This window comes from Pseudonocardia oceani (assembly GCF_019263585.2).
GTDB lineage: Bacteria > Actinomycetota > Actinomycetes > Mycobacteriales > Pseudonocardiaceae > Pseudonocardia > Pseudonocardia oceani.
In genome coordinates, this window is sequence record NZ_JADQDF010000001.1 from 4971758 (window position 1) to 4995990 (window position 24233).

Annotated in this window: 21 protein-coding genes; 19 read left to right on the forward strand and 2 right to left on the reverse strand. The window is 74.9% G+C overall.

The annotated features are described in order from the left end of the window. Positions 1–99: 99 nt before the first annotated feature. The 8 genes from I4I82_RS24785 (at position 100) to I4I82_RS24820 (ending at position 11989) form a co-directional block, all read left to right on the forward strand. Positions 100–2490, forward strand: a complete 2391-nt coding sequence (locus tag I4I82_RS24785; RefSeq protein WP_218590597.1) for a xanthine dehydrogenase family protein molybdopterin-binding subunit — start codon at positions 100–102, stop codon at positions 2488–2490. 118 nt (positions 2491–2608) lie between these two features. Further along, positions 2609–3775 (forward strand): serine hydrolase domain-containing protein, encoded by a 1167-nt coding sequence (locus I4I82_RS24790; protein WP_218590596.1) that lies wholly within the window; start codon positions 2609–2611, stop codon positions 3773–3775. Between the two features lie 101 nt (positions 3776–3876). Continuing rightward, positions 3877–4716 carry a fumarylacetoacetate hydrolase family protein gene (locus I4I82_RS24795; protein WP_218590595.1) on the forward strand — a complete coding sequence of 280 codons (840 nt, stop codon included), beginning with the start codon at positions 3877–3879 and terminating at the stop codon, positions 4714–4716. Then, positions 4713–5429, forward strand: a complete 717-nt coding sequence (locus tag I4I82_RS24800; RefSeq protein ID WP_226370240.1) for a maleylpyruvate isomerase family mycothiol-dependent enzyme — start codon at positions 4713–4715, stop codon at positions 5427–5429. Before I4I82_RS24795 ends, I4I82_RS24800 begins: the two co-directional genes overlap by 4 nt. A 37-nt stretch (positions 5430–5466) precedes the next feature. After that, positions 5467–6906: an RNB domain-containing ribonuclease gene (locus I4I82_RS24805; protein ID WP_218590594.1), complete on the forward strand. Its 1440-nt coding sequence runs from the start codon at positions 5467–5469 to the stop codon at positions 6904–6906. A 66-nt stretch (positions 6907–6972) separates the two neighbouring features. Further along, positions 6973–8058: a glutamate-cysteine ligase family protein gene (locus tag I4I82_RS24810; RefSeq protein ID WP_226370241.1), complete on the forward strand. Its 1086-nt coding sequence runs from the start codon at positions 6973–6975 to the stop codon at positions 8056–8058. Positions 8059–8175: 117 nt separating this feature from the next. Continuing rightward, entirely contained in the window at positions 8176–11190 is a 3015-nt protein-coding gene (locus tag I4I82_RS24815) for a bifunctional [glutamine synthetase] adenylyltransferase/[glutamine synthetase]-adenylyl-L-tyrosine phosphorylase (protein ID WP_226370242.1), read from the forward strand. Positions 11191–11353: 163 nt separating this feature from the next. Next, positions 11354–11989, forward strand: coding sequence for a LysE family translocator (locus I4I82_RS24820; RefSeq protein WP_218591865.1), 636 nt, complete (start codon positions 11354–11356; stop codon positions 11987–11989). A gap of 17 nt (positions 11990–12006) precedes the next feature. On the opposite strand, the gene I4I82_RS24825 is transcribed toward I4I82_RS24820, so the two are convergent. Then, a complete protein-coding gene (locus tag I4I82_RS24825) occupies positions 12007–12894 on the reverse strand; it encodes a helix-turn-helix domain-containing protein (RefSeq protein ID WP_218591864.1) in 888 nt (295 codons plus the stop codon). 61 nt (positions 12895–12955) lie between these two features. Between I4I82_RS24825 and I4I82_RS24830 the strand changes: the two genes are divergently transcribed. Genes I4I82_RS24830 through I4I82_RS24845 form a run of 4 tightly spaced genes read left to right on the forward strand, consistent with a single transcriptional unit; the run spans position 12956 to position 15457 of the window. Continuing rightward, positions 12956–13657 (forward strand): M50 family metallopeptidase, encoded by a 702-nt coding sequence (locus tag I4I82_RS24830; RefSeq protein WP_226370243.1) that lies wholly within the window; start codon positions 12956–12958, stop codon positions 13655–13657. Beyond that, a complete protein-coding gene (locus tag I4I82_RS24835; RefSeq protein ID WP_218591863.1) occupies positions 13654–14073 on the forward strand; it encodes a nitroreductase family deazaflavin-dependent oxidoreductase in 420 nt (139 codons plus the stop codon). The genes I4I82_RS24830 and I4I82_RS24835 overlap by 4 nt, the downstream gene beginning before the upstream one ends. Continuing rightward, positions 14070–14507, forward strand: coding sequence for a GlcG/HbpS family heme-binding protein (locus I4I82_RS24840; RefSeq protein WP_218591862.1), 438 nt, complete (start codon positions 14070–14072; stop codon positions 14505–14507). The genes I4I82_RS24835 and I4I82_RS24840 overlap by 4 nt, the downstream gene beginning before the upstream one ends. Beyond that, the gene (locus tag I4I82_RS24845; RefSeq protein WP_218591868.1) at positions 14504–15457 is read left to right on the forward strand and encodes an EamA family transporter; all 954 of its coding nucleotides are present in this window, start codon (positions 14504–14506) and stop codon (positions 15455–15457) included. Before I4I82_RS24840 ends, I4I82_RS24845 begins: the two co-directional genes overlap by 4 nt. Here the strand turns inward: I4I82_RS24845 and I4I82_RS24850 are convergent. Next, complete coding sequence (locus I4I82_RS24850) at positions 15454–15936, reverse strand: DnaJ family domain-containing protein (protein ID WP_226370244.1); 483 nt, start codon at positions 15934–15936, stop codon at positions 15454–15456. The two genes, I4I82_RS24845 and I4I82_RS24850, sit on opposite strands and share 4 nt — an antisense overlap. Before the next feature lie 64 nt (positions 15937–16000). Here I4I82_RS24850 and I4I82_RS24855 point away from each other — a divergent pair, with 64 nt between their 5' ends. From I4I82_RS24855 to I4I82_RS24885, 7 genes are all read left to right on the forward strand, one after another. Further along, on the forward strand, positions 16001–17233 hold the full coding sequence (locus tag I4I82_RS24855) for an aminotransferase family protein (RefSeq protein WP_225920678.1): 1233 nt from the start codon (positions 16001–16003) through the stop codon (positions 17231–17233). Positions 17234–17310: 77 nt separating this feature from the next. Continuing rightward, complete coding sequence (locus I4I82_RS24860; RefSeq protein ID WP_226370245.1) at positions 17311–19668, forward strand: xanthine dehydrogenase family protein molybdopterin-binding subunit; 2358 nt, start codon at positions 17311–17313, stop codon at positions 19666–19668. 2 nt (positions 19669–19670) lie between these two features. Beyond that, positions 19671–20408 carry a LamB/YcsF family protein gene (locus I4I82_RS24865; RefSeq protein ID WP_218591860.1) on the forward strand — a complete coding sequence of 246 codons (738 nt, stop codon included), beginning with the start codon at positions 19671–19673 and terminating at the stop codon, positions 20406–20408. Positions 20409–20418: 10 nt separating this feature from the next. Beyond that, positions 20419–20679, forward strand: a complete 261-nt coding sequence (locus I4I82_RS24870) for an acetyl-CoA carboxylase (protein WP_218591859.1) — start codon at positions 20419–20421, stop codon at positions 20677–20679. Beyond that, entirely contained in the window at positions 20676–22010 is a 1335-nt protein-coding gene (locus tag I4I82_RS24875; RefSeq protein WP_218591858.1) for an acetyl-CoA carboxylase biotin carboxylase subunit, read from the forward strand. The genes I4I82_RS24870 and I4I82_RS24875 overlap by 4 nt, the downstream gene beginning before the upstream one ends. Further along, on the forward strand, positions 22007–22897 hold the full coding sequence (locus tag I4I82_RS24880) for a 5-oxoprolinase subunit B family protein (protein ID WP_218591857.1): 891 nt from the start codon (positions 22007–22009) through the stop codon (positions 22895–22897). Before I4I82_RS24875 ends, I4I82_RS24880 begins: the two co-directional genes overlap by 4 nt. Then, entirely contained in the window at positions 22894–23874 is a 981-nt protein-coding gene (locus I4I82_RS24885; protein WP_218596054.1) for a 5-oxoprolinase subunit C family protein, read from the forward strand. Before I4I82_RS24880 ends, I4I82_RS24885 begins: the two co-directional genes overlap by 4 nt. The last annotated feature ends 359 nt before the right edge of the window (positions 23875–24233 follow it).

Genomic DNA, 24233 nt, shown 5'->3' on the forward strand with positions numbered 1-24233 from the left:
GGTCCCTCGACGCGGGGTCTCCGGGTGGAGACCCTCCCCGTTCGGAGAGGTTCCGTCAACCGCAAGCAACCGCTGACATGACCCGATAGCGTGTCCGGCATGGCTGGATCGATTCTCGGCACGTCCGTCCGTCGGGTCGAGGACCGCGACCTCATCACCGGCGCGAGCACCTACGTCGGCAACCACCCCGTCGACGGCGTGCTGCACCTCGCCTTCGTCCGATCGCCCCTGGCGCACGGCCGCGTCACGGGCATCGACACCGCGGCCGCGGCGGCCGCGCCGGGCGTCGTCGCCGTGTTCACCGCCGACGACCTCGAGCTGCCCGCGCACCACGGGCTGATGGTGCTCAACCCCGCGCTGCCGCGCCCGCCGCTGGCCACCGGCACCGTGCGGTTCGTCGGCGAGGCGGTCGCGGTGGTCGTGGCCGCGTCGCCCGCGGAGGCCGTCGACGCCGCGGAGCTGGTGGAGGTCGACTACGACCCGCTGCCCGCCGTCGTCGACCCCGAGGCCGCGCTGGCCCCGGACGCCGTGCCGCAGTACGCCGGGCAGGACACCAACCTCGCGGGCGGCGTGCGCAGCGACGGTGATGCGAGCGGCGGGGACGTCCTCGACGACGCCGAGGTCGTCGTCCGGGCGCGGATGGTCAACCAGCGGCTCGCCGTGCTGCCGATGGAGGGCAACGCGATCCTCGTGGAGCCCGGCGACGAGGGCCTGACGATCCGGGTCTCCACGCAGATGCCGCACGGGTTCCGCGCGCAGGCCGCGGGGCTGTTCGGGCTGGAGCCCGAGCAGGTGCGGGTGATCACCCCGCACGTCGGCGGCGGCTTCGGCGGCAAGGCCGGCGTGCTCGCCGAGCACACGGTGGCGATCGGCGCGGCCCGTGCGCTGGGCCGCCCGGTCCGCTGGGGCGAGACCCGCTCGGAGAACCTCGTCTCCATGCCGCACGGACGCGGCCAGATCGCCTACTACGAGCTGGGGCTCACCCGCGAGGGCCGGATCACCGGCCTGCGCGCGCGGGTGGTGGCCGACTCCGGCGCCTACGCCGGGTTCGGCGGGGCGCTCGCCCTGGGCCCGACCTACACGATGAGCCAGGGCGTCTACGCGATCCCGCGGCTGGGCTACGACGCCGCCGTCGCGCTGACGACGACCACGCCGATGGGCGCTTTCCGCGGCGCCGGGCGCCCCGAGGCCACCGCCCACCTCGAGCGGATCATGGACATGGCCGCCGACGAGCTGGGTCTGGACCCGGCCGAGCTGCGCCGCCGCAACTTCCTCGACCCCGCGGGCTTCCCGCACACCACGCTGCCCGGCGCCCGCTACGACGTCGGCGACTACGACCTGCCGCTGCGCGAGGCCCTGCGCCTGGCCGACGTCGACAAGCTGCGGGAGGAGCAGGCCGCGCGCCGCGAGAGCGGCGACCCGGTGCAGCTGGGCATCGGGATCTGCGTCTACGTCGAGATCACCGCGGGCGGCGGGGGCTCGGAGTTCGGCTCGGTCACCGTCCACGCCGACGGCAGCGCGACGATCTCGGCCGGCACGTCCGGCCACGGCCAGGGCCACCCGACGGCCTTCGCGATGCTCGCGAGCGACCGCCTCGGCATCCCGATGGACCGCTTCACCTTCGTCCAGTCCGACACCGCGCTCGTGCCGCGCGGCAGCGGCACCGGCGGGTCCCGGTCGCTGCAGCTGGGCGGCAACGCCGTGCTGGTCGCCGCCGACGACGTGCTGGAGCAGGCGAAGCGGCAGGCCGCTGCGCTGCTGGAGGCGGCCGAGGGCGACGTGGAGCTCACCCGGAACGACGAGACCGGCGACGGGGAGTTCGGCGTCGCCGGGGTCCCGTCGGTGACGGTCACCTGGGCGCAGGTCGCCGCGGCCGCGGCGGCCGACTCGGGGGAGCAGCTGCACGCGGGGCTCGACTTCCGCCAGGAGGGCGCCACCTTCCCGTTCGGCGCGCACGTGTCGGTCGTGGAGGTCGACACCGAGACCGGGAAGGTCACGCCGCGCCGGCACGTCGCCGTCGACGACTGCGGCCGGATCCTCAACCCGCTGCTCGTCACCGGGCAGCAGCACGGCGGTCTGGCGCAGGGCATCGCGCAGGCGCTGTACGAGGAGGTCCTCTTCGACGAGGAGGGCCAGCCGCTGACCGCCACGCTCGCCGACTACCGGATGCCGACCGCGGCCGACCTGTTCACGTTCGAGACGGCCAACACCGAGACCCCGACGCCGCTCAACCCGCTGGGGGCGAAGGGCATCGGGGAGTCCGCGACGGTCGGGGCGACGCCCGCCGTGCAGAACGCCGTGGTCGACGCGCTGCGCCCGTTCGGCGTGCGGCACGTCGACCTGCCCTGCACGCCCGAGCGGGTGTGGCGGGCGGTCCAGCAGGGCCGCGCCGGCACGCTGCCCGACCCGTGGCGTGAGCCGCCGGAGGTCTTCGCGACCCTGCCGGTGCGCGGCGCGGCCGCCGCGGCGCCCGAGGGCGGCGAGATCTGAGAGCGGGCGGGCGGTCGGACGCGTCGACGGCCATTGACGCTCGGCACGGGCCGGGCAAGGGTGTGACCCGATACACACGCCCCACCGCCACACGCCCCATCGCCGAGGAGTGCGCCACGTGAGCTCGTCCACCGACAGATCAGCCATCGACCAGGTGCTGCAGGCCGCCGTCGACGCCGGGGCCGTCCCGAGCGTCGCGGCCATCGCGGCCGACCGCAACGGCGTCATCTACGAGGGGGCGGCCGGGCCGCGCGCCGCCGGCTCGGACGACCCGCTGACCGTCGACACCCACTTCCGGATCATGTCGATGACGAAGATGGTGGCCACGACGGCCGCCCTGCAGCAGGTCGAGAAGGGTGCGCTGGACCTCGACGCGCCGATCGCCGACTACTGCCCCGAGTTCGCCGACGTCCAGGTCCTCGACGGCTGGGACGGCGACACGCCGCGGCTGCGTGCCCCGAAGAGCCAGGCCACCGTCAAGCAGCTCGTCACGCACACCTCGGGCCTGGGCTACTGGTTCTGGAGCGAGGACCTCGTGAGGTGGGAGGCCGCCACCAGCACGCCCAACGTGCTGTCGGGGGCCAACGTCATCTTCACCGCGCCGCTGCTCGCCGACCCGGGCACCTCCTACGTCTACGGCATCAACACCGACTGGCTGGGCAAGGTCGTCGAGGCCGCCGCCGGCACCACGCTCGACGTCGCGATCAAGGACGGCATCACCGGTCCGCTCGGGATGACCGAGACCGCGTTCCAGCTGAACGAGGGCTGGAAGGACTCGCTGACGCCGGTCCACATCAAGGGTGAGGACGGCTGGGTCGACTCCGGCATCGAGCTCAACCAGACCCCGGAGTACTTCGCAGGCGGCCACGGCCTCTACTCCACGCCGCGCGACTACATCAAGTTCCAGCAGGCACTGCTGGGCGGCGGCGAGTTCGGCGGCGTGCGGATCCTGCAGCAGGCCACCGTCGACCAGGCGTTCACCAACCAGATCGGCGACCTCGACTTCCCGCCGGCGATCCCGACGGCCGACCCGACCGCCACCCACGAGTTCAACGCCGGCCCCGGCTACAAGTGGGGCCTCGGGCTGCTGCTCAACACCCAGGACGTCCCGGGGATGCGCCGTGCCTACAGCGGGGCGTGGGCCGGGCTCGCCAACACCCACTTCTGGGTCGACCCCACGACCGGGGTCTGCGGGTCGATCTACTCCAACTTCCTGCCGTTCGTGCCGCCGGAGGCGCTGGAGCTGTACGCGAACTACGAGAAGGCGCTCTACGCCTCGCTGTAGACCCGTCCGGATCCGCCCCCGGGTGCGTCCCGGGGGCGGGCTGGGTGAGACTTCCCTCCGAACGGAACGGCCCCCACCGGGCCGACGACGGAGGAGACGCGATGAGGCTGGCCACGATCCGGACCGCCACGGGGAACCGTGCGGTGCGGGTGGACGACGCGGGAGCCGTGGAGACCGGCGACGCCGACGTCCGCGCGCTGCTGGAGCGCCCGGACTGGGCCGCGCACGCCGCGGCGGCGGCCGGGCCGTCCCACGAGGTGGCAGGGCTCGACTACGCGCCGCTCGTCCCGTCGCCGGAGAAGATCATCTGCGTCGGGCTGAACTACCGCGACCACGTGCTGGAGATGGGCAACGAGCTGCCCGAGTACCCCACGCTGTTCGGCAAGTACGCGCCGTCGCTGGTCGGGGCGCACGACGACATCGTGCTGCCCGCCGTCTCCGACAAGGTCGACTGGGAGGCCGAGCTGACCGTCGTCATCGGCAGCCCGGTGCGCCACGCCTCGCGCGAGCAGGCCGCGGACGCCATCGCCGGCTACACCGTCCTCAACGACGTCAGCGTGCGCGACTACCAGCGCCGCACCGGCCAGTTCCTGCAGGGCAAGACGTTCGAGCACTCCACGCCGATCGGCCCCTGGCTGGTCACGCCCGACGAGCTGCCCGGTGGCGGCCCGGAGAGCGGCTGGGCCATCTCCACCGTCCTCGACGGCGAGACGGTGCAGAGCTCCACGACCGCCGAGCTCGTGTTCGGCGCGGTCGACCTGGTCGTCTACCTGTCGGAGATCCTCACCCTCAACCCCGGCGACGTCATCGCGACGGGCACGCCCGGCGGCGTCGGCCACGCCCGCAAGCCCCCGCGCTACCTCAGCGACGGCGCCGTGCTCGTCACCTCGGTCGCCGGGCTCGGGGAGCTGCGCAACACCTGCCGCAAGGAGAAGCGGTGACTCGTTCCCTCGCGGAGACGCTGGCGTGGGCCGGTGACGGGGCGGCGCACCTGCGGGGGCTCATGTCCCGCATGGGCGACGACGCGTTCCGGGCCCCGTCGGGCCTGCCCGGCTGGAGCCGCGCGCACGTCCTGACGCACATCGCGCGCAACGCCGACGGCATGGTCAACCTGCTGACCTGGGCCCGCACCGGCGTGGAGACCCCCGCGTACGCCAGCGCCGAGGCCCGCGACGCCGCCATCGAGGAGGGGGCCACGCGCGCGCCTGCCGCGATCCGCGACGACGTCATCGCCTCGTCCGACCGGCTCGCGGTGGCCGTGCGCGAGATGACCGAGCAGGCGTGGACGGCGCACGTGCGGAACGTGCAGGGCGTCGAGATCCCGGCCGCCGACATCCCGTGGATCCGGGCGCGGGAGATGTGGATCCACGCCGTCGACCTCGACGTCGGCGCCTCGCTGTCGGACCTGCCGGTGCCGATGCTGGTGGAGGTCGTCACCGACGTCGTGCGCGTCGTCGGCGCGAAGCCCGACTGCCCGCCGCTGCGCCTGGCCACCACCGACGCCGACCGCAGCTGGGTGCTCGGCGACGGCAGCGGTCCCGAGGTGCACGGCCCGGCGGCCTCGCTGGCGGGCTGGGCGCTCGGGCGCTCGCGGGGCAGGGACCTGCGCACGTCGGAGGGGAAGAAGCCGCCGGTGCTGCCGCGCTGGCTCTGAGCGGCGCCGCACGCGGGGGGCGTGGGAGGCTGCGACCGTGCCCGCTCCCGCGCGTCCCGACTTCGCCGCGATCCGCGCCGAGTTCGACCTCCCCGACGGGTTCCCGCCCGAGGTGCTCGGCGAGGCGGCGCGCGCCGCGTCGCGCCCGCCGTCGCCGGGCCGGCTCGACGCCACCGACCTCGCGCTGGTGACGATCGACCCGCCCGGCGCCGAGGACCTCGACCAGGCCGTCGGCGTCGCCCGGGTCGGCGACGGCTTCCGCGTCCACTACGCGATCGCCGACCTGGGCGCCGTCGTGGAGCCCGGCGGCGCGCTCGACACCGAGGTCCGCCGCCGCGGCCAGACCTACTACCTGCCCGACGGCTCGGTGCCGCTGCACCCGCCGGTGCTGTCGGAGCCCATGACGTCGGGATCAGGGGCGTCGCTGCTGCCCGACGGCCCGCGCGCCGCGGTGCTGTGGACGATCGGGCTCGACGCCGCGGGCGAGGTCACCGACGTCGACGTGCGGCGCGCGGTCGTCCGCTCGTCGGCGCGGCTGGACTACGCGGGCGTGCAGGCCGACGTCGACGGCGGCGGGCCGCTGCACCCCGCGATCGGCGCGTTGCCCGAGCTCGGGCGCCTGCGCCGCGCGCTGGCCGTGGCCCGCGGCGCGCTCGAGCTGGAGCTGCCCGAGCAGGAGGTGCTGCCCGACGGCGCCGGCGGCTGGACGGTGCGGGTGCGCGCCCGCCTCGACGTCGAGTCCTGGAACGCCGAGATCTCGCTGCTCACGGGTATGGCGGCCGGCGCGCTGATGCTGCGGGGCGGGGTCGGGCTGCTGCGCACGCTGCCCGCGCCCGACGCCGGGGCGCTCGCCTCGTTCGCCCGCACCGCGGCCGGGCTGGGTTTCCGCACCGAGCCGACGGTGCACGCCGTCGCGGCCCTGCTCGCCGGGCTCCCGCCGGACGACGCGCCCGCGCTCGCGCTGCGCCGCGCGGCCACCACCCTGCTGCGTGGGGCCGGGTACACGGCGTTCGACGTCGCCGGGGGCGTCCCGGTGCCCCAGGACCCGGGCCACGGCGGGATCGGTGAGCCCTACGCGCACGTCACCGCGCCGCTGCGGCGCCTCGTCGACCGGTTCGGCACCGAGGTGTGCCTCGCGCTGCAGGCGGGGGAGGAGCTGCCCGGCCGGCTGCGCACGGCCCTGCCGGTGCTGCCCGAGCTGATGGCCGCGTCGGACTCCACGGCCGCCAAGGTCGACCGTGCGTGCGTCGACCGCACCGAGGCCGCGCTGCTGGCCGGGCGGATCGGCGAGGAGTTCCGCGTGATCGTGCTGCGCCCGTCGGAGGCCGACGGCGGCGCCGGCGAGGTGTTCCTGGCCGACCCGCCGGTGCTCGCGCGCTGCGACGGGCCGCTCGAGGCGGGCGTCACGACGACCGTCCGGCTCGTGGAGGCCGATCCCGCCACCGGGCGCATCGCCTTCTCCGCCACGGGTGCCTGAGCGGTCGCTGAGGGTAGCCTTCCCCGCGGCGCGCAGGGGGCGCGCCGCGAGCCCGGAGGTCTGCACGTGTTCCGCTACGGCATCGAGCACGAGGTGGCGCTGGTGCGCACCGACGGACGCTTCGCCGACTTCACCGACGTCGCCTTCGAGGAGCTGCAGGGCGTCGTCGACGCCCTGCCCGAGGACGCCGCCGACTACCCGGGCCTGCGCATCGGCGACCAGGGGATCAAGCGCAAGCGCTGGTACGTCGAGGGGTACGAGCGCTTCGACGACGGCGGCGGGCTGGTCCGCTGCGACCCCAAGGGCCTGGAGATCCGCACGCGGATCCACGACTCGGTGGAGGAGGCGGTCGCGGCGCTGCGCGAGGACCAGGACCTGCTCGACGGCGCGCTGGCCGCCGGTGACCTGCGCACCTGCGTCGTCGCGTTCAACCCGGTGCGCTCGGACTACGCGATCGAGCCCCCGCTCAACGCCTGGGAGGAGGCCCACCGGCAGGGCTCGCCGGAGGAGCGCACCGCGCACCTGCACATGCTCACCTACGGCCCGGACCTCAACCTCTCGGCCGCCGACCTCGCCGACCCCGTCGACGTCGCCCGCAAGCTCACCCACTACAGCCCCTGGCTGGTGCCGCTGTCGTTCTCCTCGCCGTTCCGCGACGGCGTCCCGTGGGGCGGGCTGTCGGCGCGCACGACCCTGCGCACCGGGGCGCGCCCGGCGGCGCTGGTGTTCCTCGCGACCGAGGAGGGGCACGTGCCCAGCGACCCGTCGCTGACGCAGGTGGCGCGGCTGCCCGCGGAGATCGGGCGCATCGAGTTCAAGGCGTTCGACGCCTGCCCCGACCCCGACCTCTACGGCGAGCTGCTCAGCCTGCTCACCGGCCTCGCGCTCGACGACACGCTGCCCGGGCGCTCGACGGTGCCCGACGCCGCCGCGCACCGGTACGTGGCCCAGGACGGCCTGGCCGAGGACGGCGTGCACCGGCGCACCGGCGACCTCATCGACGTGGCCGCCCGCGCGCTGGCCGGGCGCCCGGCCGACCTCGAACGGATCGAGGCCCTGCGCGGGCGCTGGGAGCGGCGCTGGTGCCCGGCGGTCGACCTGCTCGCGCGCTACGAGGCGGGCGAGGTGGTGGCGGGGCTGCGTCGCCCCTGACGCGGGACCGCGCTGGAGACGGGCCTCCTCTGACGCGGGCCGCCGCGCCGGGCCCGGGTCGGGTCGGGACGGCGGCGCGTGCCCCGGGACCGCCCGCGGTGAGGCAGGATCAGGGCCGTGACGCGCACCGGGACCTCGCTCGCACGGCTCGGGCTCACCGAGCCCTGGGCCGAGGCCACGCTCACCGAGCTCGGCTGGTGGGCGGGCGACCGGCCCGTCGAGGGCGCGGAGCCGGTGATGTGGTCGCTGGCGCGCAGCCCCGACCCGGACCTCGCCCTGCGCAGCGCCGAGCGCCTCGTCGCCGAGCTGCCCGACCGGCCCGCGTTCGACGCCGCGCTGCGCGCCGACTCCGGGTTCCGGGGGCGGCTGTTCGGCCTGCTCGGCAGCTCGACGGCGCTCGCCGACCACCTCGTCACCCACCCCGACCGCTGGCACCGCCTCGCCGGTGACTGCGCGCCCGACCCGGCGTCCTACCCGCGGGCGCTGCTCGCGGCCGTCGGCGCCGACCCCGACGCCCCGCCCGCCGGCAGCCCCGAGGGCGGGCGGGCCGCGCTCACCGGACCCGCCGGGATCGAGGCCCTGCGCACCGCCTACCGCGACGAGCTGCTCGTCCTCGCCGCCGCCGACCTGGCCGCGGTGGGGGAGCCGGAGCTGGCGGTGCTGGAGGTCGACGAGGTCGCGGCGCACCTGGCCGACCTGGCCGCCGCCGCGCTGCAGGCCGCGATCGCGGTGGCCGCCGCGGAGGCGTTCCCGCAGCGCGCCGACGCGGGCGACGGGCGCCTGGCCGTCATCGCGATGGGCAAGTGCGGCGGGCGCGAGCTGAACTACGTCAGCGACGTCGACGTCGTGTTCGTCGCCGAGCCCGCCGACCCGGCCGCCGCCAAGCTCGCCGCCCGGATGATGCGGGTGGCGGGGGAGGCGTGCTTCGAGGTCGACGCGAACCTGCGGCCGGAGGGCCGCCAGGGCGAGCTGGTCCGCACGCTCGACGGCCACGTGTCCTACTACCGGCGCTGGGCCAAGACGTGGGAGTTCCAGGCGCTGCTCAAGGCCCGCCCGATCGCGGGCGACCCGGAGCTGGGCGCGGCCTACCTCGAGGCCGTCGCGCCGATGGTGTGGAACGCCGCCGAGCGCGACGGGTTCGTCGCCGACGTGCAGGCCATGCGCCGGCGCGTCGAGGAGCACGTCAAACCCGAGATCGCCGAGCGCGAGCTGAAGCTGGGGCGCGGCGGGCTGCGCGACGTCGAGTTCGCCGTGCAGCTCCTGCAGCTCGTGCACGGGCGCACCGACGAGGCGCTGCGCTCGCCGACGACGCTGGAGGCCCTCGCCGCGCTGTCCGACGGCGGCTACGTCGCCCGCGACGACGGCGCCAACCTCGCGGCGTCCTACCGCTTCCTGCGGCTGCTCGAGCACCGCCTGCAGCTGCAGAAGCTGCGCCGCACCCACCTGCTGCCCGCCGCCGAGGACACCGCCGCGCTGCGCTGGCTGGCCCGCGCCGCGCGGCTGCGGCCCGACGGGCGCCACGACGTCGTCGGCGTGCTGCTGGCGGAGTGGACGCGCAACGCCCGCCGCGTGCGTCGGCTGCACGAGAAGCTGTTCTACCGGCCGCTGCTCAGCGCGGTCTCGCGGCTGCCCGCCGACACCGCGCGGCTGTCCGAGCCCGCCGCGGCCGCCCGCCTCGCGGCGCTGGGCTGGGCGTCGCCGGAGGGTGCGCTGGGGCACCTGCGGGCGCTCACGGCCGGCGTCTCGCGCGCCGCCGCGATCCAGCACACCCTGCTGCCGGTGCTGCTCGACGAGCTGTCGGCGAGCCCCGACCCCGACCGCGGCCTGCTCGCCTACCGCCGCGTCTCCGAGGCGCTGGCCGCGACGCCCTGGTACCTGCGCCTGCTGCGCGACGAGGGCCTCGTCGTCTCGCGCCTGATGCGGCTGCTGGGCACGTCCGCGCTGGTCCCGGACCTGCTCGTGCGCGCCCCGGAGGTGCTGCGGCTGCTCGCCGCACCCTCGGGCGGTCGCCCCGACGAGCTGACCCGCGACCCGGCCGAGTTCGCCGCGTCCCTGCGCACCACCGTCGCCCGCCAGAACGACCCGGACACCGCCGCGGCCACGGCCCGCTCGATGCGCCGCCACGAGATGCTGCGCGTCGCGTGCGCCGACCTGCTGGGCGAGCTCGACACCGAGCAGGTCTGCGCGGCGCTGTCGAGCGTGTGGGTCGCGGTGCTGGAGGCCACGCTGGCGTCGGTGCAGCGGGCACTGGGGCTCGCCGACCGCCCCGCCCGGATCGCCGTGATCGGCATGGGCCGCCTCGGCGGCGCCGAGCTGGGCTACAGCAGCGACGCCGACGTGCTGTTCGTCTGCGAGCCCGTCGACGGGGCGAGCGACCAGGAGGCCGTCAAGTACGCGACGACCGTCGCCGAGACCGTGCGGCGGCGCCTGGGCTCACCGAGCCCGGACCCCGCGCTCGTCGTCGACGCCGACCTGCGCCCCGAGGGCCGCTCCGGGCCGCTCGTGCGCACGCTCGAGTCCTACCGCAACTACTACGCGCGCTGGTCGGAGACGTGGGAGGCGCAGGCGCTGCTGCGGGCCCGGCCCGTGGCGGGCGACGCCGACCTCGGCCGCCGGTTCGTCGCACTCATCGACCCCATCCGCTACCCGGCCGACGGGCTGCCCGACGCCGCCGTCACCGAGATCCGCCGGATCAAGGCCCGCGTCGACGCCGAGCGGCTGCCCCGCGGCGCCGACCGCGGCCTGCACACCAAGCTCGGGCTGGGCGGGCTCGCCGACGTCGAGTGGACGGTGCAGCTGCTCCAGCTCCAGCACGCCGGCGACCTGCCCGAGCTGCGCACCACCTCCACCCTCGACGGCCTGCGCGAGGCGGGGGAGGCCGGGCTGCTCGCCGCGGAGGACGTGGCCGAGCTCGCGGCGGGCTGGACGACGGCCACCCGCGCCCGCAACGCCGTGATGCTGGTGCGCGGCAAGCCCGGCGACCAGCTGCCGCGGTCGGGCCGGGAGCTCGCCGCCGTGGCCGCCGCGCTCGGGTACCCGCCCGACGGGGACTCCGGGGTCTTCCTCGACGACTACCGCCGCGTCACCCGCCGCTCCCGCGCGGTCGTGGAGCGGGTGTTCTACGGCTGGTGAGCCCGGCCGCCCGGCCGTCTCCCGCCGGCCCCGGCCCCGCCGTCCCGCCGCCGCCCGCCCGCCCGCCACCCCCCACCCGTCGTTGCAGGAAAGCCACTTTCCTGCAACGACGTCGCAGGAAAGTGGCTTTCCTGCAACCGGGGCGTGGGGTTGAGTCACCCGCATGCCCTCCGTCGAGACGCTCGTGACGTTCGCGCTGGCCGGGATCGTGCTCGTCGTCGTCCCCGGGCCCAGCGTGCTGTTCATCGTCGGCCGCGCCCTGGCCCACGGCCGCCGCGCCGCCCTGACCAGCGTCGCCGGCAACACGACGGGCGCCGCGCTCGTCGTCGTGGTCGTGGCGCTGGGGTTCGGGGCGATCGCCGCGCAGTCGGTGGCGGTGTTCACCGTGCTCAAGCTCGTCGGCGCCGCCTACCTCGTGTACCTCGGCGTGCAGACCGTCCGCCACCGCGGCGACCTGGCCGCCGCGCTCGGCGCCGCCCCGGGCGTTCTCGACCGGCGGCTGTACTGGCAGGGCGTGGTCGTCGGCGCCACCAACCCCAAGGTGCTGATCTTCTTCGCCGCGGTGCTGCCGCAGTTCGTCGACACCGGCGCGGGCAGCGCGACCGGCCAGATGCTGGTGCTGGGCCTGCTGTTCGCGGTGCTCGCGGCGGTGCTCGACTCGGCGTGGGGGCTGGCGGCGGGTGCGGCCCGCGACTGGTTCGCCACCTCCCCGGCGCGGCTGCGCCGGGTCGGCGGCCTCGGCGGGCTCACCATGATCGCGATGGGCGCCGGACTGGCGGTCAGCGGCCGCCGCGACTGACCGCTGCCCCGCCGGGGCTAGTCGGCGGGGTGCGCCCGCAGCGCCTCGGCGAACCACTCGAACGCCGGGACGGTCGGCGGGAACGGGTCCCAGCCGTTGAGGACCCCGAGCAGCGCCCAGTAGCGCTCGACCCGCCGGTCGGCGAAGACCGTGATCGCGGTCGCCAGCTCCGTCCGGTCGACGCCGGGCGCGGCGATCCGCTCGACGACCTCCCGCGCCTGCTCCGACGCCGGGTCGACCCCGGCCGCCAGCGCCGCGCCCGCGTGCTCGGCGACCGCACCGGGGTCGGCGGCGGGCGGGCGCCCGGCGGCCGACCCGGCCACCGCCATCTCGCGCACCCGGGCGCGGAACGCGGGGTCCGACACGAGCTCGGCCAGCTCGACCCAGGCCTCCACCTGCTCGGTGGTCGGGTCGTCGGGCAGCTCGGCGGGCAGCGAGCGCATCGACGTGGCGATCCCGGCGCCGGGGGCGGCGGGGTCGGTGCCGGCGAACGCGGCGTCGATGAACTCGTCGATCATCTCCTGGCGGCTCGCGGCCGAGAGGCGGGCGAGATCGTTCATCAGTGCGGCCTTCCTGGGGGAGTGGGGCCCGCGGGCGAGCAGCGTGCACACGGCGCGCTGGGTCCGCAGGGTGCGGATGCGGTCGTCGATGGCGCGCACGTGGGACGCGGCCACCTCCTCGACGCTGCGCCGGCGCTCCAGCACCAGGCGCACGTCGTCGAGGCCCAGGCCCAGCTCGCGCAGGGTCCGGACCAGGTCGAGGCGGGCGGCGGCCGCGGCGTCGTAGCGCCGGTAGCCGCCGCGCGAGCGGTCGGTCTCGGGCAGCAGCCCCTCGTCGGACCAGAACCGGATGGTCCGCACCGGCACGCCGGTGCGGGCGGCGAGCTGCCCGATCGTCAGCATCATGGGCGCCATCCTGGAGTCTCCAGCCGCTGGAAGGTCAATGGACTACTGACAGACTGGCCCGGTGGGTGATCTCGGCGAGCTGCTCGGCACGATGGTCGACCAGCGCCCCGTCGTCCTCCTCGCGCTGGGCCTGGCCCTGGTCGCGGTGCTGTGGTCGACGTCGTGGCGCTGGACCCGGACGGTCGTGACGATCGCCCACGAGGGCGGTCACGCGATCGTCGCCGTCCTGGCCGGGCGCGGGCTGACCGGCATCCGGCTGCACGCCGACACCTCAGGGCTCACCGTGTCCACCGGCGCCGCGGCCGGCCCGGGCCTCGTGCTCACCTTCCTGGCCGGCTACCCGGCGCCGTCGCTGCTCGGGCTCGGCGGCGCGGCGCTCGTGGCCGCCGACCACGCCGACTGGGCGCTGTGGACCGCGCTGGTCCTGCTGGCGGCCACGCTGGTGCACGTCCGCAACCTCTTCGGTGTGGTCTCGGTGGTGGCCACCGGGGCGCTCGTCGCGGCCGTGTCCTTCTACGGATCTCCCCGGCTGCAGGACGGGTTCGCCGCCGCGCTGTGCTGGTTCCTGCTGCTCGGGGGCCTGCGGGCGGTGCGCGAGCTGCAGCGCGGGCGCCGCCGCGGCCGCCACGGCAGCTCCGACGCCGACATGCTCGCCCGGCTGACGGGCGTCGTGGGCGGAATGTGGGCCGCGCTGTTCTGGTTGATCGCGGGCGTGGCCGTGGTCACGGCCGCCTGGATCCTGCTGCTGCGAGGAGCGACATGACCGACTGGAACGCGAAGATCATCGAGGAGTTCCGGGCCAACGAGGGACGGGTCGGCGGCCCCTTCGAGGGCGCCGACATGATCCTGGTGCACCACATCGGGGCGAAGAGCGGCACCGAGCGCGTGACGCCGCTCGTGCACTTCCCGCAGGGCGAGGGCCGCACGGTCATCGTGGCCTCGAAGGCCGGCGCGCCGACCAACCCCGACTGGTACCACAACGTCAGGGCCAACCCGCGGTTCGCCGTGGAGGTGGGCGTCGAGACCTTCACCGTCGAGGCCTCCGAGCTCGTCGGCGACGAGCGCGACGAGCTCTGGGAGAAGATCAAGGCCGCCAGCCCCGGCTTCGCCGAGTACGAGCGCAAGACCGACCGCACGATCCCCCTCATCGCGCTCGCCCGCCTAGACTCCGCCGCGTGACGATCACCCTCGAACAGGCCCGGACCATCGTCGACGCCGCGCTCGCGCACGGCACCGAGGCGGGGTTCAAGCCGCTGACGGTGGCGGTGCTCGACCCGGGCGGTGCGCTCGTCGCGCTCGCCCGCCAGGACGGCTCCGGCTTCCTGCGCCCCGACCTGGCCACGGCCAAGGCGTACGGGGTGCTGGCGCTGGGCATGACCAACCGCGCCATCAGCGCCCGGGTGGCCGACGACTCCGACTTCTTCACCACGCTCGCGGCGCTGACCGGCGGCAGGATGGTCTCCGCGCCCGGCGGCGTGGTCGTGCACGACGAGGGCGGCACGCTGGTGGGCGCCGTCGGCGTCACCGGCGACGCCTCGCCGAACGACGAGGCGGCCGCGCTGGCCGGGATCGCGGCGGCCGGGCTCGTCGGGCGCACCGGGGCGGAGGACTGACCGGACCGGCCACCCCCGTCACGGCCTCGACGGCCGGCGCGGGCCTCGGGCTCGCGCTGGCCTCGGCGCTGTCCTTCGGCCTGTCCGGGCCGTTCGCCGGCGCGCTGACCGCCGCGGGGTGGTCGGCGTCGGGCGCGGTGCTGGTGCGCCTGGGCGGGGCGGCGGCGATCCTGCTGGTGCTGCTGGCCGTCACGCGTCCCGGGGTCCTCCGCGCCCTGCGCGCCGACGGGCCCGCCCTGCTGCTCTACGGCGTGCTCGCGATGGCGGGCGTGCAGCTCGCGTTCTTCAGTGCGCTGCAGTACCTGCCGGTCGCGATCGCGCTGCTGCTGGAGTACCTCGGGCCGATCCTGGTGATCGCCTGGGTGTGGGTGGTGCGCCGTTCCCCGCCCGGGCCGCGGACGGTGCTCGGGGCGGGCGTCGCGCTCGTCGGGCTCGCGCTGGTCGTGGAGGTCTGGTCGGGCTCCGCGCTGCGCGTCGAGGGCCTGGTGTGGGGGCTCGTCGCCGCCGTCTGCCAGGCCGCGTACTTCCTCATCGCCGACCGCGCGAGCAGCGCCACGCCGCCGCTCGTGCTCGCCGGCGTCGGTATGACCGTCGGTGCGGTGCTGATCGGGCTGCTCGGCCTGGTCGGGGTGCTGCCGGTCGTCGTCGACCCGTCGGTGACGGGCGTCGTCCTGGCCGGGGTCGACGTCGGGTGGCCGGTGGCCGCGGGGCTGCTCGTCGTCGTCTCGACGGTGATCGCCTACCTCACCGGTGTGGCCGCGCTGCGCCGGATCGGGGCCACCCGCGGCTCGCTCGTGGCGCTGCTGGAGGTCGTCGTGTCGGCCGTGGCGTCGTGGCTGCTGCTCGGGCAGCTCCTCACGCCGGTGCAGGCGCTGGGCGGGGCGCTGATCCTCGCCGGGGTGGCGCTGACGAACACCGCGCGCCCGGCGGCCCTGGCCGAACCGCTCTAGGAACGGCGGCGCCACCACCGCCGCCACGTGCGCCGGCGAGGGATCTGCGCCGGACGCTCGGGTTCGGGTGCCGTGGGCGGGGGCAGCAGCGCCGCCCGCGCCGACCGCCACTGCTCCACCGCCCGCTCGACGTCGACGAGCCGCACCGGGATCCGCGGCCCGCTCGGGTGGCGCAGGTGCTCGGCGATGCGGCGGTTGAGCTCGGCGACGGCGTCGCGGACGTCGGCCTCCCGGCGCAGCGTGGTGAGCGTCTGCGGCAGCCGGTCGATCTCCTTGCGCAGCTGCACCGGCGTCGGCAGCAGCATCTCCGGCGACACGCCCTCGCGGTCGAGCCAGCGCCGCACCCAGCCGAGCTCGTCCTCGTCGAGCTGGGGCAGCGGCTTGCCCTTGCCGGGGAGGTCGTCGAACGCGCCGCGCTCGGCGGCCTCCCGGATCGCGCGGTCGACCGCCGACTCGTAGGGCGGGGGCTCGTGCCACACGCCCTCCGACGGTAGTGCGCGGACCGGTGTCCCGCAGGACGTCCGGCTGGCAGGATCGCGACCCATGGGCGACTCCGCGTTCTGGCACCCGTTCGCCGCGATGGGGGCCGTCCGCGGCGCCGAGTTCGTGCTCACCCGCGGGGAGGACGTCTGGGTGTTCGACGACGCCGGCTCCCGCTACCTCGACGCGACGGCGAGCCTGTGGTGCGTCAACGTCGGGCACGGCCGCCGCGAGATCGCCGACGCCGTGCACGCCCAGATGACGGGGCTGGCGAGCTACCAGACCTTCGGGGACTTCACGAACGAGCCGGCCCGCGCGCTGACCGACCGGCTCGCCGCGCTGGCCCCGGTGCCGGGCGCGAAGGTGTTCCTGGGCAGCGGCGGCGGCGACGGCATCGACACCGCCGCGAAGCTGGCCCGCGAGTACTGGGCGCGCACCGGCTCGCCCGGGCGGACCGTGCTGATCAGCCGCGAGCACGGCTACCACGGCACGCACGGGTTCGGCACCGCGCTCGCGGGGATGCCGGCCAACCGGTTCGCCGGGCCGTTCGTGCCCGACGTCGTGCAGGTCCCGCACGACGACGCCGCGGCGCTCGACGCCGAGATCACCCGCCTGGGCGCCGACCGCGTCGCCGCGTTCGTCGTCGAGCCGGTGATCGGCGCGGGCGGGGTGCTGCCGCCGCCGGAGGGGTACGTGCAGGCGGTCGCACAGGTGTGCGCGCGGCACGGCGTGCTGCTCGTCGTCGACGCCGTCATCTGCGGCTTCGGGCGGCTGGGCTCCTGGTTCGGGATCGAGCGCTACGGCGTCGAGCCCGACCTCGTGGTGTTCGCGAAGGGCGTCACGAGCGGGTACGTGCCGCTGGGCGGGGTGGTCGTCCATGAGCGCGTCGCCGAGCCGTTCTGGGCCGACGGGGCCGCCCCGTTCCGCCACGGCGCCACCTACGGCGGGCACCCGACGGCGTGCGCCGCGGCGCTCGCCAACATCGACGTCCTCGAGCGCGAGGACCTGCTCGCCCGCGCCATCGTGCTGGAGGGGGAGCTGGCCGCGGCGCTCGGCACGTTCGGCGACCACCCGCTGGTCACACAGGTGCGCGCGGGCACCGGGGTGCTGGGCGCGCTGGAGCTCGACCCGTCCGTCGCCCCGGCCGCGGTGTCGCGCGCGGCCCGCGAGCGCGGCGTGCTGATCCGGCCGATGACCAGCGCGCTCGGCTTCTCCCCGCCGCTCACGGCCACCCCCGCGCACCTGGACGTGCTCGTCGACGGGGTGCGCGGAGCCCTCGATTCGATCTCCCGCTGATCGGACTGTTCCGGCAGAGCCCGCGTGCACTAGCGTTCTCGATCACCCCGCGCCGACTCGTCCCGAGGGAGCACCACGTGACCACCACCACAGAGAAGTACGTCGGGCAGAGCATCCTGCGTCGCGAGGACGCCGCGCTGATCACCGGGCAGGGCACCTTCGTCGACGGCATCGCCATGCCCGGCGCCCTGCACCTCACCGTCCTGCGCAGCCCGCTGGCGCACGCCCGCATCACCTCGGTCGACCTCTCCGCGGCGCTCGCGCTCCCCGGCGTCGTCGCGGCCTTCACCGGCGCCGACCTGGCGTCGGAGTTCGCGATCGGGCTGCCCTGCGGCTGGCCCGTCACCGAGGACATCAAGATCCCGGAGCACCCGCCGCTGGCGGTCGACGAGGTCAACCACGTCGGTGACGGCGTGGCCGTGGTGCTGGCCGTCGACGCGGCCACCGCGGAGGACGCGCTCGGGCTGATCGAGGTCGAGTACGAGGCGCTGCCCGCGGTGTTCGACGTCGAGGCGGCGCTGGAGCCGGGCGCCCCGCTCGTGCACGAGGGCCTGGGCACCAACCACTGCTACACCTGGCCGCTGGCCACCGGCGACGTCGACGCGGCGTTCGCCGAGGCCGACGTCGTGGTGGAGGGCCGCTACCTGCAGCAGCGCGTGCTGCCCTCGCCGATGGAGCCGCGCGCGGTGCTCGTCAGCCCCGACCCGGTCGGCGGCGGGTTCACCATCTACTCCTCCACGCAGGTGCCGCACTTCCTGCGCGACATCGGCGCCATGGTCGTCGGCATGCCCGACTCGAAGCTGCGCGTGATCGCGCCCGACGTGGGCGGCGGCTTCGGGGCCAAGCTCAACGTCTACGCCGAGGAGGCGCTGGCGCTCGCGCTCGCCCGCCGGATGAAGAAGCCGGTTCGCTGGACCGAGACCCGCTCGGACCACCACGTGGCCACCACCCACGGCCGCGGCCAGGTGCAGCGCATGGCCGTCGCCGCCACCCGCGAGGGGAAGATCCTCGGGATGAAGGTGGACCTGCTCGCCGACATGGGCGCCTACCTGCAGCTGCTCACCCCGGGCATCGCGGTGTTCGGCGCGTTCACCTACTGCGGGCTCTACGACTTCGGGTCCTACTCGTTCACCTGCCGCGGCGTGTTCACCAACCTCACCCCGACCGACGCCTACCGCGGCGCCGGGCGCTCGGAGGCCGCCTACGCCCACGAGCGGATCATGGACGACCTCGCGCGCGAGCTCGGGATGGACGCCGCAGAGGTGCGGCTGATCAACCTGCACCCGAAGTTCCTGGAGAACCGCACCGTCCCGTCGGGCGTCATGTACGACTCGGGCGACTACGAGCCCTGCATGCGCGAGGCGATGCGCCTGGTCGACTACGACGCCGTGCGCGCGGAGCAGAAGCAGCGCCGTGAGGCCGGCGACGCGGTGCAGATCGGCATCGGCATCGGCAACTTCACCGAGAGCGGTGGGCTGTCGCCGTCGAAGGTCGCCGCGGGCGTGCGCCTGCAGAGCGGCGGCTGGGAGGCCGCGACGGTGCGGATGCTGGTCAGCGGCAAGGTCGAGGTCGTCACGGGCACCTCGCCGCACGGCCAGGGTCACGAGACGGCGTGGTCGCAGATCGCGGCCGACGCGCTGGGCGTGCACCCCGACGACGTCGAGGTGCTGCACGGCGACACCGCCGTCGCCCCGTTCGGCCGCGACACCTACGGCTCGCGCAGCCTCCCCGTCGGCGGGGTCTCGGTGCACATGGCCGCGCACAAGGTCGTCGACAAGGCCCGGACGATCGCCGCGCACCTGCTCGAGGCCTCGGAGGACGACCTGTCGTTCGACAACGGCCGGTTCACCGTGGGCGGCACCGACGCGGGCATCACGATCCAGGAGGTGGCGATGGCCGCCTACCTAGCCGACAACCTGCCCGAGGGCATGGAGCCGCTGCTCACCGCGGAGAACGCGTTCGACCCGCCCAACTTCACCTGGCCGTTCGGCACCCACATCTGCGTGATGGAGGTCGACACCGAGACCGGGTTCTCGAAGATCCGCCGGTTCGTCGCCGTCGACGACTGCGGCCACGTCGTCAACCCCGAGATCGTCGCCGGGCAGCTGCACGGCGGCATCGCCCAGGGCATCGGCCAGGCGATGTTCGAGGAGGCCACGTTCGACGCCGACGGCAACCCGACCACGGCCACCCTCGCCGACTACCAGTTCGCGGCCGCCTCCGACCTGCCGCACATCGAGCTCGGCAGTACCGTCACCCCGTCGCCGACGAACCCGATGGGCGTCAAGGGCATCGGGGAGTCGGGGGCGATCGGGTCGTCCCCCGCGGTCGTGAACGCCGTGATCGACGCGGTGGCGCACCTGGGCGTGACGCACGTCGACATGCCGGCCACACCGCAGCGCGTGTGGCGGTCGATCCAGGAGGCCAGGGGATAGCGATGGTCGACATCAACTGCGACATGGGCGAGGCGTTCTCGATCTACCGCTGCGGCGACGACGAGGGCCTCATGCCGCTCATCACGCTGGCCAACGTGGCCTGCGGCTTCCACGCGTCGGACCCGTCGGTGATGGCGTCCACGGTGAAGCTCGCCAAGGCCAACGGCGTGAAGGTCGGAGCCCACCCGTCGCTGCCCGACCGCGAGGGCTTCGGCCGCCGCGAGATGAAGATGGACCGCTCCGAGCTCACCGCCGCCGTGCTCTACCAGGTGGCGGCGCTCGTCGGGTTCCTGCGGGCCGAGGGCATGGAGCTCCACCACGTCAAGGCCCACGGCTCGCTCTACGGCATGGCCGCGCGCGACGAGGAGGTCGCCGGCGCGATCGCCGACGCCGCCGACGTGTTCGGCGTCCCGCTGATGGGCATGGCCGGCACGGTCCACGAGCAGGTCTGGGGGGAGCGCGAGGCGGGGTTCATCTCCGAGTACTACGCCGACCTCGACTACCGGCCCGACGGCTCGCTGATCATCACGCGCAAGCACGACGCGTTCGACCCGGAGCGCTCGGCCGAGCGCGCGGTGCGGGCGGTCACCGACGGCGTCGCCACGGCCGTCGACGGCACGGAGATCCCGGTCCGCGCCGACTGCGTCTGCGTCCACTCCGACACCCCCAACGCCGTCGAGCTGGCCACCGCGGTCCGCTCCGCCCTGTCACCGCATCTGGCTGCCCCCCACCTCTCCTAGGAGTTCCCCGATGGCCCGACACGAGGTCGTGTCCCCGATCCCCGGCGTCTTCTACCGCCGTCCCGACCCGGACAGCCCGCTGTTCACCGACGCCGGCGCGACCGTCGGCGCCGACGACACGATCTGCCTGGTCGAGGTGATGAAGTCCTTCCACGAGGTCCAGGCCGGCGCGGCGGGCACCGTCGTCGAGTTCCTGGTCGAGAACGAGGACGAGGTCGACGCCGGGCAGGTCGTCGCGGTGATCGAGGCGGAGGGGACCGACTCCGCATGAGGCGGCTGCTCGTCGCCAACCGCGGGGAGATCGCGGTCCGGATCGTCCGCGCCGCTCGCGACCTCGGGATCGAGTCCGTGGCCGTGTACAGCGACGCCGACGCCGAGGCGCCGCACGTGCGCCTGGCCGACCACACGGTCCACATCGGCCCGTCGTCGGCGGCGAAGAGCTACCTCGTCGTCGACGCGCTGGTGGCGGCGGCGAAGGACGCCGGCGCCGACGCCGTGCACCCCGGCTACGGGTTCCTGTCCGAGCGCGCGTCGTTCGCCGCGGCCGTCGCCGACGCCGGGCTGACGTTCGTCGGTCCCGACGCCGCGACGATCGAGCGGATGGGCGACAAGGTGGCGGCGCGGGAGGTCGCGCGGGCCGCCGGTGTGCCGACGGTGCCCGGCACGCCCGGCGGCGTCGAGGACGTCGAGGACGCCGTACGCGCGGCGTCCGAGGTCGGCTACCCGGTGATGCTCAAGGCCGCGGCGGGCGGCGGCGGGCGCGGGATCCGCGTCGTCGACGACGAGGCGGCGCTGCGCAAGGGCTTCCCGCAGGCGTCGCGCGAGGCGGCCACCGCGTTCGGTGACGGCCGGATGTACCTGGAGCGGTTCGTCCGCCGGGCCCGGCACGTCGAGGTGCAGGTGCTGGGCGACGGCGAGTCGGCCGTGCACCTGTTCGAGCGCGAGTGCTCGCTGCAGCGGCGGCGGCAGAAGGTCGTCGAGGAGGCCACGGCGCCCGGCATCGACTCCGGGGTCCGGGCGGCGATGACCGAGTCGGCGGTCCGGCTGGCGTCGGAGTGCGGCTACCGCAGCGCCGGCACCGTCGAGTTCCTCGTCGACGACGAGAGCGGCGAGTACTTCTTCATCGAGATGAACACGCGCATCCAGGTCGAGCACCCGACGACCGAGCTGGTCACGGGCGTCGACCTGGTGGCCGAGCAGTTGCGGATCGCCGCGGGGGAGCCGCTGCGCCTGGCCCAGGACGACATCGCCGTGCGCGGGCACGCCCTGGAGTTCCGGATCTGCGCCGAGGACCCGGACAAGGGGTTCCTGCCCCAGCCCGGGAAGGTCGGCCGGGTGCACCTGCCGGCCGGGCCGTGGGTGCGCAGCGACACGTGGCTGGAGTCCGACTCGGCCGTGTCGCCGTACTACGACTCCCTGCTCGCCAAGGTGGTCGTGTGGGGCGCCGACCGCGAGGAGGCGATCCGCCGCTCGCGCCGGGCGCTGGCCGAGCTGGAGGTGGAGGGCGTGAAGACGACGACGCCGATGCACCGAGCACTGCTGGACGAGCCGTGGTTCGCCGCGGGGGAGTTCCACACCGGGACGTTGGAGGAGTGGTTATGACGGCGACGACCGAGACCGGGGCCCGCTACAGCTGGGGAGGCGACGAGTTCATCTTCGTCGAGCTCGCCGAGGAGATGAGCCTGCAGGCCAACTTCCGGGCCATGGCGATCACCGGCGCGCTGCGCGAGCAGCGGCCCGACGGGCTCGTCGACATCTGCCCGGCCAACGCGTCCTACCAGGTGCGCTACGACCCGGACGTGCTCGACCCGCACGCGCTGATGAAGCAGCTCAAGGACCTCGAGCAGCAGGTGGGCGACGCGTCCGACGTCGCGCTGCCGACGCGCGTCCTGGAGATCCCGGTGCTCTACCGCGACCCGTGGACCACCGAGACGCTCATGCGGTTCCGCGACCGCCACCAGGACCCCGACGCCACCGACATCGCCTACGCGGCACGCATCAACGGGTACGCCGACGAGGACGAGTTCATCGCCGCGCACTCCGGCTCGCCGTGGTTCACCTCGATGGTCGGGTTCGTCGCGGGGCTGCCGTTCAAGTACCAGATGGTGCCCCGGGACCGGCAGATCGTGGTGCCGAAGTACCTGCGCCCGCGCACCGACACCCCGAAGCAGACGGTCGGCTACGGCGGCTGCTTCTCCTGCATCTACTCCGTGCGCGGCGCCGGCGGCTATCAGATGTTCGGCATCACGCCGGCCCCGATCTACGACCCGACGCAGTCGATGCCCGACTTCACCGACTTCATGGTGTTCTTCCGCCCCGGCGACATCGTGAAGTTCCGGCCCGTCGACCGCGACGAGTACGACTCCCTGCTCGCCTCGGTCGAGGCGAAGGAGTTCCGGATCAAGCAGGCCCCGGTGGAGTTCGCCCTGGCCCCGTTCCTCGACGACCCCGACGGCTACAACGCGACGCTGCTGGAGGCCCTGCGATGAGCATCGAGGTGCGCAAGCCCGGACTCTCGACCACGGTGCAGGACGCCGGCCGCACCGGCTACTACGACCTGGGCATCCCGCCGTCGGGCGCGCTCGACCAGTACTCGCTGCGCGCGGCCAACCTGCTCGTCGGCAACGACGCGGGCGACGCCGTGCTCGAGGTCGTCTACATGGGACCGGAGCTGGTGTTCTCCGAGGCCGCCGTCGTCGCGGTGACCGGTGCGGTGATGGTGCCGAAGGTCAACGGGGAGGAGCGCCCGCAGTGGGAGTCGTTCGCGGTCGACGCCGGTGACGTCCTCTCGTTCGGTTACCTCGCCGGGGGCGCGCGGGCCTACGTCGCGGTGTCGGGTGGCGTCGACGTGCCGGTGGTGCTGGGCAGCCGCTCGACCTACGGGCTCGGTGCGCTCGGCGGCTTCTCCGGGCGTCCGCTGGCGGCGGGGGACGTGCTGCCGGTCGGCTCGGCCCCCGGCACCGGTGCCGGGTCCGTCGGCCGCTCGGTGCCCGAGGATCTGCGTCCGACGTGGAGCAAGGACGTCGAGGTGCGGGTGATGATGGGCCTCTACGACCACCGCCTGTCCAAGGACGGGCGCGCGACCTTCCTCGACACCACCTGGAAGCTCACGCCGGTCGCCGACCGCATCGGCTTCCGCTACTCCGGCGCGCAGCTCGAGACGGTCGACCGGGAGCCGCCGTTCGGGGCCGGCCAGGACCCCTCGAACATCGTCGACGCCCCGTACCCGATCGGCTCCATCCAGGTGCCGGGCAGTGTGGAGCCGATCGTGCTGCACCGGGACGCGGTGTCGGGCGGGGGCTACATGATGGTGGCGACGGTGCTGTCGGGCGACCTCGACCTGGTCGCCCAGTCGGCCCCCGGCACCCGCACCCGGTTCGTGGAGGTCGACCTCGACGGTGCACTGGCCCTGCGGGCGGAGCGGCGGGGTCGGGACGAGCGGCTGAGGGAGGCGTTGGGCGGGTAGCTTTCCCCCCTCGCGCCCGTTCCTGGGTTCAGGAAAGCCACGTTCAGGCCCTCTGGGGGCAGGAACGTGGCTTTCCTGGTTGCGGGGATCTGTCGGGCGGCTGCTCAGGGGAGTGCCGCAACCGATCAGAGCTCGGTCCGGGCCGGGCGGCGAGGACACGGGACGCGGCGGGACCGGGGCGGGCAGCGACGACACCGGTGAGCTGCCGCCGTACCGGGGCTCCGCCGCAGCACCTGTCACGGCCCGCGCGGCGCTGCAGCTCGCGATCGTCCGGCGAGGAGTGCCGGCGAGCACGCTGACCGATGGCGGCAGACCTGGCCGACGCCATCGCCCGAGTGGGGCTGAACCACGCCCCCGCC